Genomic DNA, 24,308 nt, shown 5'->3' on the forward strand with positions numbered 1-24,308 from the left:
CAGAAACGTGTTAAACGCCGAAGAAATAGTAAAACCGCGGCTGTGTGTTCAACTCTTCTTTAAGCACCAGTACCCGTTTGTTTTCGAGTATGTATCTGATCTCACTTTCCGGATCGAGCAGATTCCCGAATTTGCGGGCTCCAACCGGACAAATTTCAACACACGACGGATATTTGCCTTTTCGTACTCGCTGAATACAGAAAGTACATTTTTCAACTACACCTTTTACCCTTGGGCGATTTCCCAAATAGTGCATGTCGGTATTGAGTTCTTCTTCGGGTATTTCCGGTTCGCCCCAGTTAAAGTGTCGCGCTCCGTATGGGCAGGCTGCCATACAATACCGGCATCCAATACACCAATTATAATCGATTACAACAATTCCATCGGGTTCCTGCCAGGTTGCTTTTACCGGGCAAACGGTTGTACACTGCGGAGTGCGGCATTGCTGGCAGGCAACAGGCAGATAAAAGTGTCCTTTCTCAGGAACCTTCTCCGGGTTGTAATGCACATCGGAATGGGCAAAATCAACTCCTTTTTCCTTTTCCATTTGAAGCACCTGAATCCAGTGAATTTGTGGCGACCGCGATTGATTGTTTTCGCCGACACAGGCATAAACACATTTGCGGCAACCGATACATCTTGATAAATCGAGTCCATAAGCAAATTCAACCTGCTCCATTGCCGGTTCTGCCGAAACCTGAAACTCCTTGTTGTATTTCTCTATGTATTTCTGCTCCAAATTCCTGATGATGTCTTCCTTCTCCTTATCTGACAATGTTCTGAAGTTTCGCTGGAAAAATTCCTCCAGTTCTTTCATGTTACATCCGGTAGCGGTAAGTGTAGCCAGTGAAGCAAGGGATATATTTTTCAGGAAAGACCGTCTTGATTTATTCTGTTTCATCGTCGTTCACTTTAAGGTTCATGTAGCTAATACTTTCCTGCATTACCGGCGGGGGCTCCGGTGTTAGTGGCTCAAATTTTGGCGCATGCGGATTATGACAATGCACACAAAGCAAATATTCCTTTTTCCCGTTCCATTCGCCGGTTCTTTTGCCGTGTACTCCTACTTTCCAGTCACGAAGTTTTAATCCATGGCACTGTCCGCACAATTTGTACGATTCTTTAAAATCCAGTAATTGTCCACTGGCTAAACGAAGCGAATCGCGGTTGTTAAGGTCGTGGCAATCCAGACACCATCGGTTTTTACTATCATGGTTAAACATTGCAGTAATATCATCGTGCATATCTACCAATTCTCTTCTGTCCGGATTGGGTTCTATCTCCGAATGACAATCATTGCAAGGGAAAATGCCATCGGTTAATGGGGGGGCTTCAACGGCAATTTCTGTGATGTTGGCTGTTTTAACTGTGCTTTGTTCTGTAGAATAATTTATTTCCGGGTTGTCAGCATCAGAGGATTGATTTGAACAACTGTACCAGAAAATAAATAGTCCCAGAACCATGAGGAGTAATGGACCATTTTGATTTTTTTTGAGCTTCATATTTGTTTGATTAGTCAGTTGCGAATTTTATTCTCAGGGAAGGAATCATTCCAGGTCTTCCTTCTTTTTGCTATAGTATTTTGTGTATAAGATGGATACCGTAATCGAAATAATAGCCAGAGCAAGAAATATGAGAACACGGTATCCGATATTTACGTTTTTCATGTCGACGAATAACAGTCGAATGGCCGAAGCAACAAGCGATGCGATAGCCAGCCAGCGGTATTTTTTTCTTTTTAGCAGCAGGCTTACGATGAAGAAAAGTACTGCTGCAAAAATCCACGACGCGGTATTGTATGATACGGGGAATAAATGGTGAAAAGTTACGAGCGTCATTACAAAGCCTGTCAGCAGATAAAGGTTGCGAACCATTTCTGTTTTAATGTTGAGGCGTTCCTTTTTCCAATTGATTATGCGCGCCGACACAAAAGCCACAAGCATATACGACAGGTTAATCTGGTTTTGGCTTTCATTTTGCGAAAGGTAAACCGAAAGTAATGTCAGAAAAAGGAGCGTGTTCATTATCACAATAAATCTCGAGCGGTACCACAAGGCCATCGACACAACCAACAAACTTTGGAGTGCAAAAAACGAGTGCGATTCGGGTAGTCCGAAAATGCCATAGATGGCAACACTTAACGACAAAAATCCAAAGAGCACGTACATTGGAGCAGTGATGGTTAATGTCGAATATAGTTTTAGAACTACGGAATAGATGAGGCAGAAAATGGTCAGCAGGACAAATATTGGGATATAATTTTCGGTGAAGTAGGTAACGACGATCAGACCGAGAATTACGATAAAACCAAGTCCGTTCCATACCACCGAAGCAATAACAAATTCGTTTGAATTTGTTTCTTTGCGAGGAATGAGTGCCAGCATGGAGAAACTAAACCAGCTTAGAATAAAAAACCAGTAACCGAAACCTGGTGAGGGAATAAATTCAGGATTATTGCCCAGTACCGGGTTGTTGATCAGCCAATTTACATGGGCGAGATAAACCAGGAAAATGAATGCAAATGTAAGTTTCAGCCACCCAAAGCGGTAGTATAAAAACATAGAAATAATTGCAACAAGTAAAGTTACTCCCGATACAATACTTACTTCTTTTCCTAAAATTCCGCAAAACAGCAACATGATAAGAACGATGGCCGACATTATCTTTGATTGTTTCTGGTATGAAATGTACAACAACGAATAGCTCACCAGAAACAAAAGGATCAGGCCGAAAGTCTCGCTTTTTATTAATGGATTTTCCTGAAAAAAATGCAGACGCAGGGTGAAATAAAAGATCAGTAAGTGGCCGTTAAAAGCAAATAGTTTTGAAAGAAATGAGTAAGAACGGCGCGTAAGCCATGAACTTATATATAATCCTGTCACAGCAACAAATCCTACAAACGAAGAAAGAATTGCTGAGCCCGTATTTTGAATGTATGAACCAAGAAAGGTAATACCAATAAAAAGTACAATGTTGCCTAACCAGGCCATTCCTGATTCTCCAACTCCAAACTCTATGGAGCCTTTTTCTTTGAAAGAAAATTGTACATCAAAATCTTCAACTTGTTCAACAGGGACATTCTTGTTGCTCGAATCCCCTTTTGTTTGCAGTTCTTCCAGTTTGGTTTCAACACGGTTTAAACGTTGGGTTAGGACAAAAATATCTTTTCTGAGGAGTTCAATTTCCAGGAAATCGGATTTGTCCTTTTGCATGGTCCAAAAATGTCAGGTTACGAAGAATACAAACAGCTCTCAGGCAGTATAATTGATAGAAACCAAGCTTCTTGGCCGGCTATCATTTTGTTTTCAGATCGTGTCAGTTTAAAATTAAGAGAATTGATCGAATTATCCTACTGTTTTACTATGATAAAAAGCAGTTGCCATTTGAATATCAAGATCTTCTGTGATAAATGTCAATTTGGAGCAAGTTAAAATCATTCTATTACCACAGCCCCGCTTTACCTGACTTTTCTTGAGCGGTACAGGGTCTTATTGGCTCTTTCAAAATTATTCGGCTATTCACCATAGTCTTGTTTGTTTCTAAAACAAATTGAATTAACAAAAATTAACAAATACTACAAAAGTGCTGTGATTATTGGGGTATGAGTGCTGTTGTCATTATTAATGTTTAATAATCAGATAAAAAAAATAAACAAAAAGTGTTTAAGATTGTCTTGTTGATAGTTAAACAAAATGAGAACAAGAAAACAATTTCAGAGAACGAAAACAGAAAACATTTTTAACTTTTAAAATTAAACATCATGAAAACAGTAAAACAAATTTTTTCGATCGCCCTTGTGGCAGTAATCACTTTTGGTCTGACAGTAAATTCAGAAGCAAAAAGTGCTGACAACACATCATCGTCGACAGTAGTTGAGATCGCAGTATCAAATCCCGATTTTTCAATTCTGGTAGAAGCAGTTACCAAAGCCGATTTGGCAGGAGCTTTAAGTGCTGACGGTCCGTTTACGGTATTCGCCCCAACCAACGACGCCTTTAAAACATTGTTTGCCAGTTTGGGCGTGAAAGGCGTTGAGGATCTTTCAGCAGAACAACTAACACCGATTTTAACTTACCATGTGGTTTCGGGTAAGGTAATGTCGAGCGATCTGTCGAATACTTCGGTGAAAACCTTGAATGGCGAGAAGATTAAAATAGACTTGTCAAATGGAGTAAAAATTAACGATAGCAATGTAATTGCAGCCGATATTAAAGGGAAAAACGGAGTAATACATGTAATTGATAAAGTGCTTATTCCTGAATAGAAATCAGGTGAATAGATTTTGATTGCAAAAATACGCTATGACACTTAGGTTAAGATTTCCATGACTTTGAACCGGCTTCGAAAGGAGCCGGTTTTTTCGTTAAAGAATGTAAAAATGAAATGAAGCTGTTTTTTTCATTGAAGTAATTCATGCTATTTTTCATAAATTGCGTTTCTGATTACGAAATTGGTTGAAATGGAAGAGCTAAAGTGGAGTAAGCAAATATTTGGGTCGAAGCTGGAGATCATGCAAGGCGGTGAGAAGGTTGGAAATATAAATTGGGACAGCATGGTGGGGGCGAAGGCACAGGCTATTATTAATGGCCGCTTTTTTACGCTTAATCGTGAGTTTTTCCTGTCGAAACTGGAGATTTACGATGGAAACAGTAAGTCTTTGCTGGCCATGGTAATGGTTAATGTGTTTAACCCGCGCAGCGATGTGCTGATAAACGGCAAACGTTTTGAACTGGAAATAAAAAACTTCTGGCAGTCGCGCTGGAGCTGGAAATACAACGGTGCTGAGATTGTCACGTTTACTTCGCACGAATTTATTTCAAAAGACAAAGGAACAATTGAACTGGCAACACCCATGAACGAAGAGGTTGAAATTCTAATTCTGCTCGGTTTATTTGTTCGTAACCAGTTTATTCTGTTTATGCTACTGATTTTGGTGGTGTTGTTCTTTGTGATCGTCTAAATAAAAAAACCGTTCCTGCGTACAAGAACGGTTATATATGTTGAGTAAGTTTTCTACCCGCCAGTGCGGCAAGAAACCTTACGGAAAAGCGCCAACGCTATGTTGGCACTTATTATCTTAATCTTTATTTATCACAAAACTTATATTTCTCGGTCGTCACCCCTCTTCAGTTCTCCCCTCAAGGGGAGATGTCGATCCCGAAGTTTCGGGTGAGACAAAGGGGTGATAAAATTGTTTTTCAGACTTATCGAATCTCCGATCCGTTTTTAACCGCTTTGTCCGGCGAAACGATGGACAGAGTTCCATCGGCATTCTCAGCACACAGGATCATTCCCTGCGATTCAATTCCACGTAGTTTTTTCGGTGCAAGGTTTACCAAAATAGAAACCTGTTTCCCAATCAGTTCTTCCGGCTGGTAATATTCTGCAATTCCCGAAACAACAGTACGCTGGTCAATTCCTGTGTCAATTGTCAATTTCAGCAGCTTTTTGGTTTTGGCTACTTTCTCGCATTCGATAACGGTTCCGGCACGAACATCCATTTTAACAAAATCGTCGAATTCAATGTTCTCTTTTGCAGGCGCTGCTTTTGCCTCAGCCATTTCGTTGGCTTTTTTGGTGTCGGCCAGTTTTTGCAATTGTGCTTCAATTACATTGTCTTCGATTTTTTCGAATAACAATTCAGGCTTGTTTACCTTATGGCCGGTTGGCAACAATTCAGTCTCACCTAGTTTTTCCCAATCCATTTTTTCCAGGTTCAGGAAGCCGCGCAGTTTATCCATGCTGAAAGGAAGGAACGGCTCCAGGCAAATGGTAAGATTGGCGGTAATCTGCAAACAGATGTTCATAATCGTTTTTACACGCTCGGCATCAGTTTTTACCACTTTCCAGGGCTCTTCGTCGGCCAGGTATTTGTTACCCAAACGAGCCAGATCCATTGCATTTTTCAGCGATTCGCGAATACGGAAGTTGTCGATACTCTTTTCAACTTCGCCTTTAATTTTTGCAATTTCTGCCAGTATTTCTTTATCGTAATCCGACAATTCGCCACGGGCAGGAACTTCGCCATCGAAATATTTCTGAGTAAGTACCAATGCGCGGTTTACAAAGTTTCCGAGCACAGCTACCAATTCATTGTTATTGCGGTTCTGGAAATCTTTCCAGGTAAAATCGTTGTCTTTTGTTTCAGGAGCGTTGGCTGTCAGTACATATTTAAGTACGTCTTCTTTACCCGGGAAATCTTCCAAATATTCGTGTAACCAAACAGCCCAGTTTCTTGATGTTGAAATTTTATCATTCTCAAGGTTCAGGAATTCATTGGCCGGCACGTTTTCAGGCAGGTTGTAAGTTCCTTCAGCTTTCAACATACTTGGGAAAATAATACAGTGGAATACAATGTTGTCTTTTCCGATGAAGTGCAACATGCGGGTTTCGGGATCTTTCCAGTAAGTTTCCCAATCTTCGGTCAATTCTTTCGTTGCAGAAATATAACCGATTGGCGCATCGAACCAAACGTAAAGCACTTTGCCTTCAACACCTTCAACCGGAACTGGTACACCCCAGTCAAGGTCGCGGGTTACGGCACGTGGCATTAAACCACTGTCGATCCATGATTTACACTGACCGTAAACGTTGGTTTTCCATTCTTTGTGACCTTCCAAAATCCACTCTTTCAACCATGGCTCGTACTGGTCGAGCGGCAGGTACCAGTGTGTGGTTTCTTTTAAAACCGGCTGGTTTCCGCTAATTGTTGAAGTTGGATTGATTAACTCAGTTGGGCTTAACGAAGTTCCGCAGCTTTCGCACTGGTCGCCGTAAGCTTTTTCGAAACTACATTTTGGGCAAGTCCCGATAATGTAACGGTCGGCCAAAAACTGGTTGTTGGCTTCGTCGTAATATTGCTCCGATGTTTTTTCAACAAACTTACCTTCGTCGTATAATTTCTTGAAGAACTCGGCAGCTGTTTCATGATGAATAGGTGCACTTGTACGTGAGTAAACGTCGAACGAAATACCAAATTTCTCGAATGAATCTTTAATGATTCCGTGAAATTTGTCAACCACATCCTGCGGTGTAATGCCTTCGTTTTTTGCCTTCAAAGTAATAGGAACACCGTGTTCGTCAGAACCGCCGATCATAATTACATCCTCGTTTTTCAGGCGAAGGTAGCGTGCATAAATATCGGCAGGAACATAAACTCCGGCAAGGTGGCCAATGTGAATCGGGCCGTTGGCATAAGGCAGTGCTGTTGTTATCAGCGTACGTTTGAACTTACTCATATTTCTATTTTGGTGGAATCGCAACAAACTGATTGCTGTCAATTCCCTTTTAAACTGATTTTTAGGGCTGCAAAGATAACAAAATTCAGGCAGCAATTAACAAGCTTTGTATTCCAAAAATTTGGTCAATCATTATCCGAAATTTCAAAAGTGTTACCTTCGCGAAAACTTTAGTTAAATGGCACAATTTTCACACATTATATTCGATCTTGATGGTACGTTGACCGACAATACGCAGGGTATAAAAAGTTCGTTGAAGTACGCGTTGGAACAAATGCAGGTTGATGGTTACCACGAAAATATTCTCGATAATTTTATTGGTCCTCCGTTGCAATGGGGGTTTAGTACACTGTTTGGAATGAACGAGCGAGACACAAAACTAGCTGTTGATTATTTCCGCGAGTACTATGGCGAACATGGCTGGCACCAAAACGATCCGTATGATGGAATTATGGAGTTACTGGCTGAGCTGGATGCACAAGGGAAAAAGATGTTTGTGGCTACCGCCAAACTGGAAAAGTATGCCAATAAAATTATCGAACATTTTGAAATGGATCGTTACATTCTACAACTAAAAGGGGCGGATTATCAGGCTAAAAAAGCGGCTAAAAACCAGATCATTGCTGATGTACTGACCATGCAGCAACTGGTGCCGTCGGAAGAAATTGTCATGGTCGGCGATACGGTTTACGACATTGAAGGCGGTAAGGAAAACGAAATTTCTACCATTGCGGTGGGCTATGGTTTTGGGAAAGAGGCCGATTTACGTGCCGCCAATCCCGATTATTTTGCTGCGGATGTGGAAGAGCTGTATGAGCTGTTAACCCTTTAATTTGGTTTTGCCGTTTACTTTGTATTTTTACAATTGTGATTTTGAAGCTGGATGAATAATTAGCTGCCGGCTTCGATCTTCAAATTTCTAACGAATTTTATGATTACACTACAAGCCATACAACCCGGCTCAACGATACGAATTGTTTCTCCGGCCGGAAAAATTGAAGAAAAACATGTGATGCCAGCCGTTAAGTGGCTGGAAGAACAAGGTTATAAAGTAATACTTGGCGAACACGTTTTTGCTCAACATTTCCAGTTTGCAGGAACCGACGAACAACGCGCTGCCGATGTTCAGGAAGCTCTTGATGATCCCGATTGCGACGCTATAATTTGCTCGCGCGGCGGCTACGGAACGGTGCGCATTATCGATCGCCTCGATTTCACCCAGTTTCTTGAAAATCCAAAATGGCTGGTAGGTTTTAGCGACATTACCATTTTACATTCGCGAATGCATAATCTTGAAGTTCCGACAATTCACGGCGTGATGCCACGCTACTTTTTTGATGAGGAAGGCGCACCGCGTGAAGATTTAATGTCGATGATGAAACTGATAAAAGGAGAGGGGATCAGTTATAACGTGGATGCAACTGAATTCGATCGTCCGGGCACGGCTTCCGGTCAGTTGGTTGGAGGAAATTTGTCGATTGTAAACAGTTTGCATGGCACCAAATACGATATCGATACGGATGGTAAAATACTTTTTCTGGAAGATATTGACGAGTTTTTGTATCACACCGACCGTATGGTGCATCAACTAAAAATGAGCGGAATGCTGGATAATCTTGCCGGTCTGATTCTCGGTGATTTTACCGACATGAAAGATAATGAATCGCCTTTTGGGCAAACGGTTCATGAGATATTTGCAGAGGCTGTAAAAGAGTTTGATTATCCCGTGTGTTTTGGCTTTCCGGGAGGACACGATAAAAAGAACCTGGCACTTGCTTTTGGTCTTGAATGGGAAATGGAAGTTGCTGAAGGAGGAACCAGGTTAAGATTGGGGTAGATTGAAGTTGAGATGGTTAGTGAACTGAAGTACTGGTAAACTGATAAATTGTAAAATTGCATTGCGTCTTCGCGACTTTGCGAGAGAATAAAAAGTACTGACTCTTGCTCCCGACACTATGGCCGGGATTTCGCTTCGCTCAACTTTTCCTTTGTACTTTTGCCTTTTTACTTTTACCTTGAACACTGAACTTTAAACTCTAATAACATGGTATCAACACGCGAATTGGGTGATTTGGCAGAAGGCCTGGCACAGGATTATCTCCGAAAGCTGGGCTACGAGATTAAAGCCACCAACTGGTACCATGGGCATTTAGAACTGGATATAGTTGCTCAAGACAATGAGGAGCTGGTAATTGTAGAGGTAAAAGCACGATCAGGATTACGATACGAGCATCCGTCGGAAGCGGTAACCAACTCAAAAATCAAACGAATTGTTGAAGCTGCCGATGCCTACATTATCGAGCACAACAGCGAACTCGACACACGTTTTGATGTAATCACCGTTATCTTCTTTCAGCAAGGTCATGAGCTGGAGCATTTTAAAGATGCATTTTATCCGACGATGTAAATTACTTTAACAGGCGATTCACCCCACTGTCTCTCCCGATGCCCGGGAGCGACATCTCCCCTTGAGGGGAGAACTGAAGAGGGGTGATACTGTGAGTTAATGTTACGTTCTTTTTTCAATTATAAACCACTACATCATTTTTATTTCCCCCCGAATCTTCTATTTTTAGACTTTCCAATTGAAGCATCATGAATATTGAAGAGATTCGAGAGTATTGCCTGCAGAAAAAAGGAGTTACTGAAAGTTTCCCTTTTGATGAAACCACTTTGGTATTTAAGGTGATGAATAAGATGTTTTGTTTGTTGGGGCTCGACGATTTTCGGTTGAGTTTAAAAAATGATCCGGATAAAAATATTGAGTTGAGAGCGCATTACCCGGCCATTTACGAAGGTTATCATTTGCACAAACAAATGTGGAACACCATTGAGCTGAATGGAACTGTTCCTTCAAAATTGATGTGTGAAATGATCGACGAATCATACGATCTGATCGTTGTGAGCCTGACAAAAAAGTTAAAAGAAGAATTAAAAAATTTATAGCACTATTATGAAACGAGCATAATTAGTCTATACATCAAAAGAAAAGACTTAAGTGCGAGTTACATATGATACCTTAAAAAGTTAAAAATTTTAATCATATGAAGTTATTATCGTTGTTTGCGGCGTTGCTGCTGTTCGTGTCAACTGTTTACGCAGAGGGAGAAAAAGAAGATTTTACCATTGTTAAAGAGGTGGAGCATACACCGGTTATCAGTCAGGGACGTACCGGAACCTGCTGGAGTTTTGCTACCACCAGTTTCCTCGAATCGGAGATTATGCGCAAAGGATTTGCCGAAACCAACCTGTCGGAAATGTTTTTTGTGTACTACAATTATCAAAACAAAGCTTTTCAGTATTTGCTTTATCATGGCAAAAACAATTTTGGCGAAGGAAGTCTTTCGCACGATGTATTAAAAGTTGTAGCCGATCAGGGAATAATGTTGTACGATGAATTTCCCGGAATTCAAAAGGATGGAAAATATAATCATTCGGAGTTGATTAAACAGTTGCTCGAAGAAACTGATAAGATCAATAAAGAGAAAAAGGGTAAGATCGATGCATCGGACTTGAAAGGTTTTCAGCCGGTAATGAAAAAAGAACTGGGAAAATTGCCAAAAGAAGTGACTACTGATAACGGAACTTTTTCGGCAACTGAACTCCGCGATGAATTCGAATTAAATCCTGAAGATTATGTGGAGTTGACTTCTTTCAGTCATCACCCATTTTGGAAACAGTGTGTTGTTGAGGTGCCGGATAACTGGGCGCACGCATCGTACTATAATATGCCGTTGGACGATCTGTTGGATGTAATGTACTACGCACTGAACAACGGTTTTAGTATTGCCTGGGATGGCGATACCAGCGAAAAAACCTTTGTACACAAAGACGGAAAAGCCGATGTTCCTGGCAAGTTGCAGGGTAAAGTAACTCAGGAAGAACGTCAGAAAACGTTTTACGACCGCACTACTACCGACGATCACCTGATGCACCTGGTTGGTTTATCAAAAGATGGTGAAGGAAAAGATTGTTTCTACACCAAAAACTCGTGGGGACCGGATAGTAACGAATATGGCGGTTACCTGCATATGACTGAAGATTATGTGCGTTTGAAAACCATTGCAATTTTGGTACACAAAGATGCCATTCCTGACGCCGTAAAATCAAAACTCGGAATATAATGCGCGAATTTCAACTGAGCACGGAATACATCGAACTGGTAAAACTGTTAAAGCTTTTGCGGATAGCGCAAACCGGCGGCCATGCAAAGATCATCGTCGAGGATGGCGAGGTGATTCGGAACGGGGAACCTGAGTTCAGAAAAAGAGCCAAACTCGTAAAAGGCGATGTGCTCGAAATTATGGGAGAAACCATAAAAATAATATAGACTGATAAAGCCGGTAAGATTGATTACCGGCTTTGTTTTTTGCTATATGATTTGTGTATGTCTTTACCCATCCTCTTATCCTTCCCTGCCAGCAAGGAAGGACGACAGTAAATAGTTCAAAACTAAGTGTCAGTCATATAATTCACCTCGTTGTTATGATTAGAGGTTGATCGTCTCTCCATTTTTAAGGGAGAGACAGGAGAGAGGGTAAAAGAAGTCGCTTATCTTTATTGTTGAGAAAGAAAATTCATCCTCGATTTTAAAACAAATGCTAATCTTTGTTTCCCCGACATTTCTGAAAGTAGATAATGTTCAAATTATTAAATATTTTAGCCAATCAAATTAAACCGTCGTCCATGTTTAAAAAGATAATAGCACTGTTGTTTTTGAGCCTTGTTTTTAATGCGGTTGTGTCGGCACATTCCGGCAAACCCAAGTATCATGTAATTATTGATACCGATGGTGCAATTGACGACATGCGGGCTATTTCGATGTTTTTGGCGCAGAACGACACGCGTGTTTTGGCTATCACCTGCTCGCAGGGAACACTGGCTCCCGATTCCATTTTTGTGAAAGTAAACAATCTGCTTTCGGCATTTCATCACGAGGGAATTCCTGTTGGATTGGATAAAAAACTGGAGACAGATTTGCCACCGTGGGCTGCTTACACTCAAAAAATAAAATGGGCATCATCAGTGAGTTCGCAGCTTGCTTGTCAAAAGATAAGTTCGGTAGATTTGATTTCGTCGGTGTTTAACAACTATTCTGATAAAATTACTTTGGTAGCACTGGGTTCGCTTAAAACTTATGCTGAATTAGTTAAAGCGCATCCCGAATATGTAGATAAAATCGAACGTATTGTGTGGTACAATAATCCATATATCGATACCGACTTTAATGAATCGGTTTCGCCGGAAAGCTACACCTATTTCAAAGAAAGGAACATTCCGCTGGAGGTGGTGGGAAATAACACCGATCGTTACAATGTTGATGAAGCTTATCTTGAAACGATTAAAGGTTCCGATTCAAAATATGCAAAACAGATTGCCTGGGTACACCAACATCCTGAAATTGTTTCGCGGATGGAAGCCGAACACCTGCAACTTTGGGACGATCTGGTGGCGCTTTATCTAACAGTGCCGATTCTCTTTCAAACCGAAAAAGCGGGAGGAGAAGTAAGTTATGTAACCCTGCAAAACGAACTGCCTGACGCAGTTGTTAACGAGGCAATTTCTGCAATACTTGTATCGGGAAATCAAACAACGAATCGCGTATTTAATACTTTCCCTGTAGCTGCTGATTTATATAAACCGGCTTACGCCAAAATGCTGGAGTCGACCATAGAAAATTATGGATTGATTGAATGGAAAGCCATAAGTATGACCAATGAAATTCACGGGCATACCGGCATTTATTCCATCATCGGTGCTAAAATGGGTATTCGTGCAATGGAGTATTTTAATGTGGGGGTGAATAACCTTTCCGTTACCACTTTTGCCGGGAAGAAACCTCCGCTGAGCTGTTTTAATGATGGTATTCAAATAAGCAGCGGAGCCACAATCGGGCAGGGATTGATTACGGTTTCCGATACCGTTTTGGATGTACCGACTATTACGGCTTTATTCAATAAGCAAAAAATAAAAATCTCGGTAAAGCCTGAAATTGCAGCGCAAATGCAGGAAGAGATAAAATATGGTGTTCAGACTTATGGATTGTTAACCGAGCCGTACTGGCTGTATATTGAAAAGCTGGCGATTCGTTACTGGAGCGAGTTCGACCGGAATCAGATTTTTACCATCGAGAAATTGTAGACAGGACATAAAAATACCGGAGAATTTCTTCCCCGGCATTTCAATATTGAGCGTATCGCTTAATTAGTTTTCTTCTTCGATTTCTTCTTCTACCTCAACATTAACCTTCATCTCACCATCTTTTTTGGTCTTTTTGATGATGATCTTTTTTCCGTCTTTTTCAATTACCTGCACGTCTTCATCACTTTTTTCAACATTCCAGGTTTTTCCGTCCTCTAAAATTTCAACGTGTCCTTCGTCGTCGGCAATCACCTTAATCTTTTTAGTCATGTTTGGCATGCCTTCGTGAATGATCATTGGAGCAGCACTGCCGCCGTGCATGATGATTTCTTCGTGTAGTTCCACATCTTTTTCACTTGGTTTTTCACGAACGATCACAATCTTTTCCTTGCCGTCTTTCAGCTCCTTTTTTTCGTAAGAAATAATTCCAGGATCGCTTAAGTCGATTACATTGTCATTTTTTTGTTTCTCAATACGAATCATTTTTGGGCCGGCAGTTGCTGGCGCACCAAAAAACATGTCGTTGCCACTTCGGCTGTGCCATTTCATCGCGTTCGATACGTCGCCATCAGCAATAACTTTCATCTTTACGTGTTTCGTTGAGTCGCCATCCTCGGTTCTGAATTCGTAGATCATTGGCTCTGAGTCACCTTTTCCTTTTAATACAAATACGTTTCCGTTTCCGTCGTTTTCCATGTCAAAATCAAAGTCCATATCAAAATCGAAATCCTCTTCCGATACCCATTTTAAAGTCTTGCTACCACCAACAGTATCACCATTCCATACAAAAACCTCGTGGGCATCGATAACCGTATCGAGTTCCATTTTCTCGCCGTCGTCACCAAGCTTTATCATTTTAATGTGCTTCTTCCCTTTTTTAGTTGTTGGAGGATCTTGCGGTGCTTCATTAATTGAGATTGCAGAAGTAAATAACAGGGCCAGGGCTAAAATTCCGGTAAGTGATAAAATTCGTTTCATGTTTTTATTTTTTATGAATATGTTTCAAAAATTAAGTTTACAAGTAAGTAATTTTTACGTTTCCTTTATTCGGAAAATAATTAAAGTTCTCTCGTCAACAAATATAGTGTGAGGTCTGTCAATCACTCCGTTAAAGGCCGGTTAAAATCTGTTAAGGAAAAGTTAAAATCTGCAATGGGCTGGTGTATTTGCCTATATTTGAGGCATGAACAGAAAACTTTTTACCGGATTGATCATTTTAATGGGGATCTCCATTTTGGGGATTATCGCTGTTCAGTTGGTTTGGATGAACAACGCGATCAGGGTAAAAAATGAGATGTTTGAACGTGGCGTAAACCAGGCGATGCAGCAAACAGTAAGTCGTTTGGAAGATCTCCACAACCTTGGCGTGGTAAACGAAATGGTGTTTGCCGGCGACTCAGCCGAGCTGGTTCATGATTTTACTTTCGATTTTGATTCCGATTCGGATGATGCAGTTATTTGGAATGTGCGACCTGCGCAGGCACGTGCCTGGCGACAACGCATTGACTCTGCCCCGCGCCCCGTAAAGATCATTCGTGAATTTACGCCGGAAAATGATGAAGCACGTATTGAAATTCATATCGACAATGATTCTGACAGTAGAAACGTGCAGTCGTACACTTATAATGTAAGTACTTCTACGAACGCAAAAAATCATATGGTAATTGCAGGCGACAGTCCTGAGCCCGGGAGTGTTGTATTTGTAAAAAGCGACACCATAATAAGAAGTGCCGATTCGCTGTACACTATTAGCACGGTGAAGATCGACTCACTGCTCACCGATCTGGATACTTTTGAAATACTTGCTCCCGATGTTTCAAAACGTGTAAAATTAAAAGCTACCAGCCTGAAGCGAATGGCAAACAAAGTGGTTACCGAAGTTGCCGCTTGGGACGTTCGTCAGCTGGATGAGAACCTGATTTACGATGTACTTAAAAAGGAGCTAAACGTAAATAATATTCCGCTCGATTTCGAGTACGGAATTTTCAGAGGGGAATCGTTGAGCTTCCCAAAGCCGGTAACCGATTCGCTGGAGGTGGCAAACACCATTTTTCAGGTGGAGCTTTATCCCAACGATATTTTTCAGAAGGACATAAAATTAGCCGTTGTATTTCCCGAACGCGACAGTTTTATTTATCGCTCGCTGAACTGGTTGTTGATCGCTTCCTTTTTATTCTCGGTGATTATTTTGATGACTTTTGCCCTCAGTATTTTTTACATTATCCGGCAGAAGAAAATTTCCGAGATGAAGTCGGATTTTATTAATAACATGACCCACGAATTTAAAACGCCTATTGCAACTATTTCGGTGGCAACCGATTCGATTACCAATCCGAAAGTGCTGGGAGACGAGGAGCGTATAAAATATTTTGCGGGTATGATTAAAAAGGAAAACACCCGTATGAACCGGCAGGTGGAGGACATTCTCACCATTGCACGACTCGACAAAAAAGATTTTGAATTTCATTGGGAAACCATCGATGTGCACGACCTGATCAGTGACGCTGTTCAGGGAATTAAATTACAGGTAGAAAAACGTGGCGGAAAAATTGAGCTGGATTTAAAAGCCATTAATTCGATGGTGACAACCGATAGGATTCATTGTACGAATGTGGTTTATAACCTGATAGACAATGCCAATAAATATTCCGGCGATGCACCTGAAATTACTGTTTGGACTGTTAACCAGCAAAAAGGCGTAGTGGTTTCGGTAAGCGATAAGGGAATTGGAATGAACAAGGCGGTTCAGGCAAAAATATTCGAACGTTTTTATCGCCAAACCAGTGGAAATATTCATAATGTAAAAGGTTTTGGCTTAGGACTTAGTTATGTAAAAGCTGTGTTGGAAGCCAATCGCGGAACTATTTCCGTAAGCAGTGAGCCGGGCAAGGGAAGCAAATTTGATGTATTTTTACCTTTTGTGAGGGAGTAAATAAAGGGCTATTCTGATTTCAACCCTACCCCCGTTTCGGCCTTGCCCGATGGATCGGGGCAGAGGCCTCAACTGTCCCCCTACTTGTAGGGGGACGGCTGGAGCCGGTAACTTCGAAGAAGTTTCGGAGTAAGCCGGGGGGTATTGTTAAAATGAGAGTCTGTTCCTTTTCGGAATGACAGAGTAACAAGAATGACAATAAAGCAACACATATTTTTGGTGGAAGACGACCTAAGTTTTGGGGCCGTTTTAAAATCGTATCTCGAGTTGAACGACTTTGAAGTTACCTGGGTGGACGACGGAAAATATGCAGTGGATAAATTTAAAGCCGGGTCTTTCGAAATCTGCATTTTGGATGTGATGTTGCCGAATATCGACGGATTCACGATTGGTGCAGAAATACGAAAGCTTGATGCGAATATCCCAATGGTTTTTCTGACGGCTAAAACGCTAAAGGAAGATATTCTGAAGGGATACAACGTGGGTGCTGACGATTATATCACCAAACCTTTTGACACCGAGGTGTTGTTGTGTAAAATTCAGGCGATTATAAAACGGCAGTCCGTGCAGCCGATAAATGACGAAACCGTTTTTTCTATCGGAGTATATGAGTTTGATTCAAAACTTCGGGTAATTAGTAGTAACGGGAATAAACAAAAGTTATCGCCAAAAGAAGCCGATTTGCTAAAGCTGCTCTGTCAGAATAAAAACGAATTGCTATCGCGTGAAACGGCTCTCCGAAAGATCTGGGGCGAAGACGGTTATTTTACAGCACGCAGCATGGACGTTTTTATTACCAAATTGCGTAAGTATTTGAAGGACGATCCGAACATCGAGATCAAAAATATTCACGGCAGCGGATTCCTGTTAGAGGTGAACTCCTGACCGGAAAAACAACAAAAAACCGCATAATATCCAATCCACTTCCTATCTTTAAGATTCAAATTGAATTCTATGAAAGAAAACAAAACTGCTGTTGTTACAGGAGCAGGAAAAGGAATTGGTAAAACTATTGCCATCGGGCTGGCAAAGCTTGGCTACAATACTATTCTTGTTGGCCGAAACAAACAAAATCTTGAGAACGCAGCCCAAGAGATTGGTAGTAATGCAAAGGTTTTGCAGCTTGATATCACCGACAGACCAGCCGTAAAAGAAGCCATTGCAAAGATCGTTTCAGAAAAGGGAGGCATCGATATTCTTGTAAATAATGCCGGGATTTATTTTGACGGATCTGTTGATCTTCCCGACGAGGAATTTGAAAAAATGCTCAAGACAAATCTGACTGCTCAATTTTCGTTATTAAAGGAAGTTGTTCCGGTAATGAAAGCACAAAAATCGGGGTACATTTTTAACGTGGCATCGCGTGCAGGGAAAGTTGGCTTTGCAGGTGGCGGAGCTTACAGCGCCTCAAAATTTGGATTGGTTGGATTAAGCGAGTCGCTGTACCGCGAATTAAATCCACTCGGAATAAAGGTAACAGCTTTGTGCCCAGGTTGGGTAAACACCGATATGGCTTATGATGCCGGAACGCCGCTTGAGAGCGAGGAAATGATTCAGCCCGAAGATTTGTTTAAAACCATCGAATGGTTGCTGCAGCTTTCTCCTGCGGCATGTGTAAAAGAAGTAGTATTAGAATCACCAAAAAGTATAAGTTAAAACTATGCCTTCATTAAAAGATAACCCACGACTCGCCGATTTTCAGAAATATGTAACCGAATTAGAACAGGAGCGCGGTTTTGCTTCTCAAACAACCATCGATAAATGCCTGTTACTGGGCGAAGAGGTTGGAGAGTTGTTTAAAGCCGTTAGGAAATCAGAAGGATTGCTCGTTGATTCAAATTCTGACTTTACCGAAGTGTCAGATGAGCTGGCAGATATTTTTATTTATCTGTGTGCCATTGCCAACCGAAAAGGAATTGATTTGGAAGAGGCTTTTCGCAGCAAAGAGGAAAAGAACAAAAAAAGAAAATGGGTTCGGGTTTAATCAGAATATAAAATTATCAGGGGCAGTTGTTTTGCAAACAAACGGGTTGCCCGGTAGCTTCCAAAACACTTCCCCATAAGTTTCCTTCGAGGTTCACTTTTTTACGTTCTTTTGTTGCCAGTGGAATAGGTAGCACGGTAAAAGCTCCCTGCCAGTAACCAACCACAAAATCAGTTCTTCCGGCCATGGCGGCATGTACCGCATTTTGTGCCAGTTGAAAACAAAATTTGCTGTCGTTAGCATTGGCCGGTGTGCTGCGCAAAATGTAACTCGGATCAATGTATTTCATGGTAAAGGGGAAATCGGAAGCTTCGAATTCCTCCCGAATTTTATCACGAATGTACAAGCCGATATCCTCATAAACTTTATTTCCTGAGGCGTCTTTCCCATTATCATCGTTAAAAAAGAACTGGCCCGCACCTTCAGCAACAACAATTACAGCATGTTGCTTTTCTTCAAGCCTTTTTTTCAGAATAGTAAGAAAGCCTTTTTCCCCATCCAGGTCGAAATTCATTTCCGGGATCAGTACAAAATTTACATCCGGACAAGCCAGAGCGGCATTGGCGGCAATAAATCCTGAGTCTCGGCCCATTAGTTTTATAACCGCAATACCGTTGTACACGCCTTTTGCTTCGTAGTGTGCGTTTTGAATGACAGTCATGGCAATGGAAAAAGCCGTTTCGAAACCAAAAGAACGCTCTATCATGTTGATGTCGTTATCGATCGTTTTTGGAATTCCGGCGATTGAAATCTTCAGATCCCGTTTCTTAATTTCCTCGGCAATTGCATGTGCTCCACGCTGAGTTCCATCACCGCCAATGGTAAAGAGAATGTTGATATTCAGGCGTTCGAGCGAGTCTACGATCGTTTCTACCGGTTGTACTCCGCGCGAAGATCCTAACATTGTGCCACCCGCTTTGTGGATATCGTCAACTACATCCGGATCAAGCTCAATATATGGGAAATTGTACTCGGGAATAAAACCGGAGTAGCCGTATTTAATTCCATAAATTTTCTTCACCCCGTATCGTTCCCAAAGGTTATTTACAAGACCGCGAATCACATTGTTCAGGCCGGGACATAAACCACCACAAGTAACTATTGCAACGCGCGTTTTGGCCGGTTCGAAATACAGGTTTTCTCTGGGGCCGGCCCGCTCAAACGAAAGCGGTTCTTCGCCTTTTGCTAATTGCTCTTTTACTTTTGCTACTGTGTTGTAGTAAAGGATGCGTTCGTCATCACGAATAAAATCGAATATTCCGTCTCCTTTAACTGTTGAGAGGTTGAGCGGTGATTTAACGGTGCACTTTCCCAGTCTGTCAACATAAAATTCATCAGCCATACCCATATTTTTGTGGTTCCATTAAAACTTATCAAATTTAACCATAATGGTTCAATAATACCTGATATAGCAGAATAGTTTTCAGGCGAATGGGGATGTGTTGAAAAAGGAAGGACCGTGGTTTGAAGAGTATTAAAAAACAAGCCGATGAAGTTCTCTTCATCGGCTTGTTTTGTTTTTATTCGTATTCCTGTACAATTACGCCGGTTAAACGCAATAAGGAAGTTTGAGCATTTATAAAATTGTAAATCGCCTGAAGCCGGCCTTGTGCGGCACGAAGATAAATTTCCTGTACATCGCGGTAGTTGAACGAGTTAATAGCTCCCGCTTCAAACTTATCGCGCGAAATTTGCAGGTTTAGTTGTGCTGCTGCCAGATTTTCGTCGGCTACTGTAAGCAACTCTTTGCGCACCTGGTAAAACTCAAAAAGATTAGCCAGGCTATTGTCCAGATCGTGCTGCATGTCGGTGAGTTCAATTTCTCCGATGTTGCTGTCGATCTCGGCAATTTGCAGCGCTCTTTTTCTGTTTCCACCACTAAACAAGTTCCAGCTAAGCGTAAAATTGCCGTAGAAATTTGCAGAGTTGCCCCAGTCCATATCCATGTCGCCTGTTTTGCTGCCGGCATGTGTTCCTGTAACTCCACCTGTAACTCCTAACGAAGGAGAAAAAGAACTTTTTGCTGATGCAACGGCACTTTGCAGTAAACGCTGGTTGATGTACTGGTTTTGTAAACTCTTGTTGTTTTCTATCATTTGTCCCCTCAGATCAGCAACTGTGTAATCCTGTGTAATGGCTTCAAATGCGTTGGTATAATCGTAATCAACAGCTTCTTTTTCTGCCATTAAATAGGCCAGGTTTCTTTTCGAATTTTTGTAGGCAACTTCCTGTAACAGGTAACTCGCCCGGTCGGCCAGGTAAGCATTTTGTGCCTGCAATACATCGTAAGTTACAGCCGATCCGTATTCTTTCTGCTGTTCGGTTTTCTGGAAACGGTCTTGCGAAAGTTGCATTACTTCGTAATAAGTTGCAAGAATTTCTTTCTGTAGCAACACATCGTAGTAGGCTAAAATAACCGACTGAATGGTACTTTCAACCATAACGGCTGTATTGTTTTTCGAAAGGTTCTCCAGTTCTTCGAGACGGCTTTTGGTGATTTTTACCGAAAAACCATCAAAGATTGTCCAGTTAACCGATGCACCACCCGATAAACTAACAGAAGTGGTGTTGTCGCCGTCAACTGCTCTTAATGAGTTGTTGTCTCCCAACGACAGATTGATGTATGGATATCGGCCGGCAGTTCCCCAGTTGTTATCAATTTCGGCAATCTGTTGGTTTTGTTTTGCAATAACAATATTGTAGTTATTCTCCAATGCCTTGCCAATCGCATCGGTAAGCGACAGTGGCTGCTGGGCCTGTGCAAACAAACCCGTAGCCAGCAGTATTAGTAGTGTTATTATCTTATTCATTGGTATTCTCCTCCTTGTTGTCTTCGTGATAAATGCTGTTATCAATTTTGCGTTGTGCATTTAGCCATGCAATTTCCACGTGCTCTCTTTCAAATTCTCTTCCGTGCCACTGTTCGCGAATAAATTTCCTGATATCGTTCAGCACCAGAATGAGTGCCGGGAAGAACAGCAGGATAAACATGGTTCCGAAAGCAACCCCATAAACCAGTGCAATGGCCATTGGAATTAGGAACTGTGCCTGGAAACTTTTTTCGAGGATAAGTGGGAAAAGACCAAAAGCAGTAGTGAGCGTGGTTAGAATAATTGCACGAAGTCTTGATTTTCCTGCCTGAATAATTGCATCTTTCACTTTTACTCCTTCTTCGATTAGTAGGTTGAATTTGGCCAAAAGTACCACCGCGTCGTTTACGATTACACCGGTAAGTGCTACAATTCCCCACAAACTATTTATCGATAGTGGCTTGCCGTGAATACCGTGTCCCCAAACTGCTCCCAAAATCGAGATTGGAATCATGATAATAATGATCATTGGTTGTTCAAACGAACGGAAACTGATCATCAGGATGAAAACAATTGCAAGGAAAGCCATCGGGAACAGGAAGAACAAGTCGCCCATGTTTCGTTCACTTTCGCGTTGTTGTCCCTGGAACAGCACCGAAACTCCGGGGTGTAATACCTGAAGTTCTGGTATAACTTCGGCTTTAATAAGGTCGAGTGTTTCGGTAACTGAAGCATCCGGGTCAACCATATCGGCATTTACACGAATTTCGCGCTTTCCGTTAAAACGGTTGATGTTTACCGGTCCACGTTTCATGTCGTAATCAATAAGTTCCATTAACGGGTATTCGCCCTGAGAAGTTTTAATCTTCATTTTTTCCAACTGCCCAATTCGTTCGCGACCTTCAGCCGGGTATCTCACCCAGATTCGAATTTCGTCGCGACCCACCTGCATACGTTGTGCTTGTCCACCATAAAATGCCTGACGCACCTGGCCTGCAATGTATGTTTCGTTTAAGCCGAGCATGTATGCTTTTGGTTTCAACTCAAGCAGGATTTCCTGTTTACCCATGGCGTTGGTATTCACCACGTCTTTTAGTTGCGGATATTCCAGCAGTTTAGCCATCAGGAAGTCGCGTGCAGCTTCCAGCTCGTCAGTATTTCTCGCCATCAAACCAATCGATACAGGATCGCCAAATCGGTTACTTGCACCAATTGTAAATTTCTCTGCTTCAGGAACGGTTCCTATTTTTTTGTTTAAACGGCGGATAATATCAAATGAACTGATTCCTGTTTCTTCCGAATTTCGTGGCGATACATCAATATTACCACAGTGGGCACCACTTTCGTCGCGGCTAAAAGCCGAACCAAGATTGATAATACTGTTTTCGATAATTGGGAGCGTGTCGTTGTATTCTTCCATCATCTCCTTGTTTACAACCCACACAATACTATCGAAACGCTCGAGGTATTCCATCGTTTGTTTTTCTCCAGATCCCGGAGTAAAAGCAATGTTGATATTAAATGAGTCGAACTCCATACGCGGGAAGAAAGTGGTTTTGATCATCTGTCCACCAATCAGCCCCAGGGTAATTACGATCATTGCCACAGGAATACCCAGCACAATGTAACGCCATTCCAACACCAGTCTGATAACTCGGTCGTAAGCATAATCGCGTAGCCAGTTAAAAAAGCGTTCGGTATATTTCCGAATCCCTTTTGCTTTGCGGTGAAGTGTTTTGCGGTTTAATACTTTTTCGTTTCCAAGGTGAGCCGGAAGCACAAAAAATGCTTCAACTAAAGAAATGAGCAAACTGGCAATTACAATTACCGCCATTTCGTACATCATTTCCATTCGTCCGGTAATAAAAATCAGAGGCGAAAAAGCAACAACAGTGGTTAATACCGAAGATGTAACTGCCGGAATTACTTCAACAGTTCCGTCGACGGCTGCCCGCATCGGACTTTTGCCCCGCTCGAAATGCTGGAATATATTTTCCCCGATCACAATTCCGTCGTCAACCAGGATACCAATTACCAGGATCATTCCGAAAAGCGACATCATGTTAATGGTAACGCCCATTAAGTTGGCCACGATAAACATTCCGAGGAATGAAGCCGGAATACCCCATGCTACCCACAACGATAAACGTGTACTAAGCATGATTCCGAGAATCAGCACAACAAGTATCAATCCCTGGCCACCATTTTGGTACAGCAGATCGAGGCGCGATTTTAACAAATCGAGGTACGAACGCGAATAAATTAATTTAACACCGTGTGTTTCGGCGTTAAAATCGGTTACATATTTTTTTACGTATTGATCAATTTCGTCGAGGTCTTCGGTAATCAATTTCATTACCGTAATACTGATCAGCGGATTTCCTTTCTCGATGGCTTTGTTTGGCACATCGGAGAATTTCATCTTTACATCAGCAATGTCGTTAATACGAAGTACACTTCCATCAGGGTTGGCACTTAAAATGATGTTCCCAATCTTGTTCGGATCGGAGCTTCTTGAACGCAGACGAATTAAAAGTTCTTCTTCTTTCGATCGGATTTGTCCACCCGAAACGTCACGGTTATTATTGGCAATGGCACTTTGCAGATCGTCGAATGTTAAGCCGTAGCGCAACAGGTCTTCTTCGTCGGCTTCAACAGAGATTTCGAGACTTGGGAAACCAGAAATGCTAACCTGGCTCATAATTCCCGATCCAAGGAAATCTTCCTCAACTTGTTGGGCATAGGTTTTTAGCGTCATTAAATCAACGTCGCCGGTAACCAGCAAACGTGCGGCCGGCGATGTAGTTCTCGACTTGGCAACAATTGGTCGTTCGGCTGCTGTTGGTAATGCAGAGATTCCATCAACGGCGTTCTTCACTTCAATCAGTGCTTCGTCGATATCATAACCCGGTTGGATTTCAATACGCACACTGGTGCTGTTTTCGGCTGATACCGAATTGATCTCGTAAATTCCGGGAATGGCGCGAACAGCTTCTTCTATCCTCGAAGTTACCCCTTCTTCCATCTCAACCGGCGATGCCCCCGGATAAGATACACGAACAGTGATCATATGCGATTCGCGTTCAGGGAAGAAAGATTTCTTCATCGAAAGAAAACTTAAGCTACCCACAACAATCAGGAAAAGCAAAATCAGATTCGCGTAAAAGGGAAATTTTACAAAAAGTTCAACTATCTTTTTCATC

At 41.8% G+C, this 24,308-nt stretch carries 21 protein-coding genes; 13 read left to right on the top strand and 8 right to left on the bottom strand.

What is annotated here, in order from left to right; genetic code table 11:
* Window positions 1-10: 10 nt before the first annotated feature.
* From SLH46_RS03415 to SLH46_RS03425, 3 genes are read right to left on the bottom strand one after another with little or no spacing between them, the layout of a single operon-like run.
* Window positions 11-901 (bottom strand): 4Fe-4S dicluster domain-containing protein, encoded by an 891-nt coding sequence (locus SLH46_RS03415; RefSeq protein WP_320279746.1) that lies wholly within the window; start codon window positions 899-901, stop codon window positions 11-13.
* On the bottom strand, window positions 888-1,502 hold the full coding sequence (locus SLH46_RS03420) for a cytochrome c3 family protein (RefSeq protein ID WP_320279747.1): 615 nt from the start codon (window positions 1,500-1,502) through the stop codon (window positions 888-890). Before SLH46_RS03420 ends, SLH46_RS03415 begins: the two co-directional genes overlap by 14 nt.
* 45 nt (window positions 1,503-1,547) lie before the next feature.
* Window positions 1,548-3,212: a hypothetical protein gene (locus tag SLH46_RS03425; protein WP_320279748.1), complete on the bottom strand. Its 1,665-nt coding sequence runs from the start codon at window positions 3,210-3,212 to the stop codon at window positions 1,548-1,550.
* 548 nt (window positions 3,213-3,760) lie between these two features.
* Between SLH46_RS03425 and SLH46_RS03430 the strand changes: the two genes are divergently transcribed.
* Window positions 3,761-4,264 carry a fasciclin domain-containing protein gene (locus tag SLH46_RS03430; protein WP_320279749.1) on the top strand — a complete coding sequence of 168 codons (504 nt, stop codon included), beginning with the start codon at window positions 3,761-3,763 and terminating at the stop codon, window positions 4,262-4,264.
* A gap of 195 nt (window positions 4,265-4,459) precedes the next feature.
* Window positions 4,460-4,960, top strand: a complete 501-nt coding sequence (locus SLH46_RS03435) for a hypothetical protein (RefSeq protein ID WP_320279750.1) — start codon at window positions 4,460-4,462, stop codon at window positions 4,958-4,960.
* Between the two features lie 244 nt (window positions 4,961-5,204).
* Here the strand turns inward: SLH46_RS03435 and metG are convergent, their stop codons facing one another.
* Window positions 5,205-7,334, bottom strand: a complete 2,130-nt coding sequence (gene metG, locus SLH46_RS03440) for a methionine--tRNA ligase (protein ID WP_320279751.1) — start codon at window positions 7,332-7,334, stop codon at window positions 5,205-5,207.
* Window positions 7,335-7,416: 82 nt separating this feature from the next.
* Between metG and SLH46_RS03445 the strand changes: the two genes are divergently transcribed.
* The 7 genes from SLH46_RS03445 to SLH46_RS03475 all read left to right on the top strand — a co-directional run bounded on the left by SLH46_RS03445 (window position 7,417) and on the right by SLH46_RS03475 (window position 13,379).
* A complete protein-coding gene (locus SLH46_RS03445) occupies window positions 7,417-8,070 on the top strand; it encodes an HAD hydrolase-like protein (RefSeq protein ID WP_320279752.1) in 654 nt (217 codons plus the stop codon).
* Between the two features lie 99 nt (window positions 8,071-8,169).
* On the top strand, window positions 8,170-9,075 hold the full coding sequence (locus tag SLH46_RS03450; RefSeq protein ID WP_320279753.1) for a S66 peptidase family protein: 906 nt from the start codon (window positions 8,170-8,172) through the stop codon (window positions 9,073-9,075).
* Between the two features lie 207 nt (window positions 9,076-9,282).
* Window positions 9,283-9,645 (top strand): YraN family protein, encoded by a 363-nt coding sequence (locus tag SLH46_RS03455; RefSeq protein ID WP_320279754.1) that lies wholly within the window; start codon window positions 9,283-9,285, stop codon window positions 9,643-9,645.
* 188 nt (window positions 9,646-9,833) lie between these two features.
* Window positions 9,834-10,184 (top strand): MmcQ/YjbR family DNA-binding protein, encoded by a 351-nt coding sequence (locus SLH46_RS03460; RefSeq protein WP_320279755.1) that lies wholly within the window; start codon window positions 9,834-9,836, stop codon window positions 10,182-10,184.
* A 98-nt stretch (window positions 10,185-10,282) separates the two neighbouring features.
* On the top strand, window positions 10,283-11,362 hold the full coding sequence (locus SLH46_RS03465; protein ID WP_320279756.1) for a C1 family peptidase: 1,080 nt from the start codon (window positions 10,283-10,285) through the stop codon (window positions 11,360-11,362).
* Window positions 11,362-11,568: an RNA-binding S4 domain-containing protein gene (locus SLH46_RS03470; RefSeq protein WP_320279757.1), complete on the top strand. Its 207-nt coding sequence runs from the start codon at window positions 11,362-11,364 to the stop codon at window positions 11,566-11,568. Before SLH46_RS03465 ends, SLH46_RS03470 begins: the two co-directional genes overlap by 1 nt.
* Before the next feature lie 356 nt (window positions 11,569-11,924).
* A complete protein-coding gene (locus SLH46_RS03475) occupies window positions 11,925-13,379 on the top strand; it encodes a nucleoside hydrolase (protein ID WP_320279758.1) in 1,455 nt (484 codons plus the stop codon).
* A gap of 63 nt (window positions 13,380-13,442) precedes the next feature.
* Here SLH46_RS03475 and SLH46_RS03480 read toward each other — a convergent pair whose 3' ends face one another.
* On the bottom strand, window positions 13,443-14,357 hold the full coding sequence (locus SLH46_RS03480; RefSeq protein WP_320279759.1) for a hypothetical protein: 915 nt from the start codon (window positions 14,355-14,357) through the stop codon (window positions 13,443-13,445).
* 205 nt (window positions 14,358-14,562) lie between these two features.
* Between SLH46_RS03480 and SLH46_RS03485 the strand changes: the two genes are divergently transcribed.
* The 4 genes from SLH46_RS03485 to SLH46_RS03500 all read left to right on the top strand — a co-directional run bounded on the left by SLH46_RS03485 (window position 14,563) and on the right by SLH46_RS03500 (window position 18,295).
* The gene (locus tag SLH46_RS03485; protein WP_320279760.1) at window positions 14,563-16,311 is read left to right on the top strand and encodes a sensor histidine kinase; all 1,749 of its coding nucleotides are present in this window, start codon (window positions 14,563-14,565) and stop codon (window positions 16,309-16,311) included.
* A 192-nt stretch (window positions 16,312-16,503) separates the two neighbouring features.
* A complete protein-coding gene (locus SLH46_RS03490) occupies window positions 16,504-17,196 on the top strand; it encodes a response regulator transcription factor (RefSeq protein WP_320279761.1) in 693 nt (230 codons plus the stop codon).
* A gap of 69 nt (window positions 17,197-17,265) precedes the next feature.
* Window positions 17,266-17,967 (top strand): SDR family oxidoreductase, encoded by a 702-nt coding sequence (locus SLH46_RS03495; RefSeq protein ID WP_320279762.1) that lies wholly within the window; start codon window positions 17,266-17,268, stop codon window positions 17,965-17,967.
* Between the two features lie 4 nt (window positions 17,968-17,971).
* A complete protein-coding gene (locus SLH46_RS03500; protein WP_320279763.1) occupies window positions 17,972-18,295 on the top strand; it encodes a MazG nucleotide pyrophosphohydrolase domain-containing protein in 324 nt (107 codons plus the stop codon).
* A 16-nt stretch (window positions 18,296-18,311) separates the two neighbouring features.
* On the opposite strand, the gene SLH46_RS03505 is transcribed toward SLH46_RS03500, so the two are convergent.
* The 3 genes from SLH46_RS03505 to SLH46_RS03515 form a co-directional block, all read right to left on the bottom strand.
* On the bottom strand, window positions 18,312-19,637 hold the full coding sequence (locus SLH46_RS03505; RefSeq protein WP_320279764.1) for an ATP-dependent 6-phosphofructokinase: 1,326 nt from the start codon (window positions 19,635-19,637) through the stop codon (window positions 18,312-18,314).
* 178 nt (window positions 19,638-19,815) lie between these two features.
* The gene (locus SLH46_RS03510) at window positions 19,816-21,105 is read right to left on the bottom strand and encodes a TolC family protein (protein ID WP_320279765.1); all 1,290 of its coding nucleotides are present in this window, start codon (window positions 21,103-21,105) and stop codon (window positions 19,816-19,818) included.
* Window positions 21,098-24,307, bottom strand: coding sequence for an efflux RND transporter permease subunit (locus SLH46_RS03515; RefSeq protein ID WP_320279766.1), 3,210 nt, complete (start codon window positions 24,305-24,307; stop codon window positions 21,098-21,100). Before SLH46_RS03515 ends, SLH46_RS03510 begins: the two co-directional genes overlap by 8 nt.
* Window position 24,308: the final 1 nt, after the last annotated feature.

The organism is Draconibacterium sp. IB214405, assembly GCF_033963885.1.
GTDB lineage: Bacteria > Bacteroidota > Bacteroidia > Bacteroidales > Prolixibacteraceae > Draconibacterium.

Bases quoted from the DNA above. Each gene is read 5' to 3' on its own strand.
- SLH46_RS03485 (WP_320279760.1), top strand. From the start codon at position 14,563: ATGAACAGAAAACTTTTTACCGGATTGATCATTTTAATGGGGATCTCC.
- SLH46_RS03460 (WP_320279755.1), top strand. From the start codon at position 9,834: ATGAATATTGAAGAGATTCGAGAGTATTGCCTGCAGAAAAAAGGAGTT.
- SLH46_RS03470 (WP_320279757.1), top strand. From the start codon at position 11,362: ATGCGCGAATTTCAACTGAGCACGGAATACATCGAACTGGTAAAACTG.
- SLH46_RS03450 (WP_320279753.1), top strand. From the start codon at position 8,170: ATGATTACACTACAAGCCATACAACCCGGCTCAACGATACGAATTGTT.
- SLH46_RS03420 (WP_320279747.1), bottom strand. From the start codon at position 1,502: ATGAAGCTCAAAAAAAATCAAAATGGTCCATTACTCCTCATGGTTCTG.
- SLH46_RS03490 (WP_320279761.1), top strand. From the start codon at position 16,504: ATGACAATAAAGCAACACATATTTTTGGTGGAAGACGACCTAAGTTTT.
- SLH46_RS03430 (WP_320279749.1), top strand. From the start codon at position 3,761: ATGAAAACAGTAAAACAAATTTTTTCGATCGCCCTTGTGGCAGTAATC.
- SLH46_RS03425 (WP_320279748.1), bottom strand. From the start codon at position 3,212: ATGCAAAAGGACAAATCCGATTTCCTGGAAATTGAACTCCTCAGAAAA.
- SLH46_RS03500 (WP_320279763.1), top strand. From the start codon at position 17,972: ATGCCTTCATTAAAAGATAACCCACGACTCGCCGATTTTCAGAAATAT.
- SLH46_RS03445 (WP_320279752.1), top strand. From the start codon at position 7,417: ATGGCACAATTTTCACACATTATATTCGATCTTGATGGTACGTTGACC.
- SLH46_RS03480 (WP_320279759.1), bottom strand. From the start codon at position 14,357: ATGAAACGAATTTTATCACTTACCGGAATTTTAGCCCTGGCCCTGTTA.
- SLH46_RS03515 (WP_320279766.1), bottom strand. From the start codon at position 24,307: ATGAAAAAGATAGTTGAACTTTTTGTAAAATTTCCCTTTTACGCGAAT.
- SLH46_RS03465 (WP_320279756.1), top strand. From the start codon at position 10,283: ATGAAGTTATTATCGTTGTTTGCGGCGTTGCTGCTGTTCGTGTCAACT.
- SLH46_RS03415 (WP_320279746.1), bottom strand. From the start codon at position 901: ATGAAACAGAATAAATCAAGACGGTCTTTCCTGAAAAATATATCCCTT.
- SLH46_RS03435 (WP_320279750.1), top strand. From the start codon at position 4,460: ATGGAAGAGCTAAAGTGGAGTAAGCAAATATTTGGGTCGAAGCTGGAG.
- SLH46_RS03505 (WP_320279764.1), bottom strand. From the start codon at position 19,637: ATGGCTGATGAATTTTATGTTGACAGACTGGGAAAGTGCACCGTTAAA.
- SLH46_RS03495 (WP_320279762.1), top strand. From the start codon at position 17,266: ATGAAAGAAAACAAAACTGCTGTTGTTACAGGAGCAGGAAAAGGAATT.
- SLH46_RS03475 (WP_320279758.1), top strand. From the start codon at position 11,925: ATGTTTAAAAAGATAATAGCACTGTTGTTTTTGAGCCTTGTTTTTAAT.
- SLH46_RS03510 (WP_320279765.1), bottom strand. From the start codon at position 21,105: ATGAATAAGATAATAACACTACTAATACTGCTGGCTACGGGTTTGTTT.
- SLH46_RS03455 (WP_320279754.1), top strand. From the start codon at position 9,283: ATGGTATCAACACGCGAATTGGGTGATTTGGCAGAAGGCCTGGCACAG.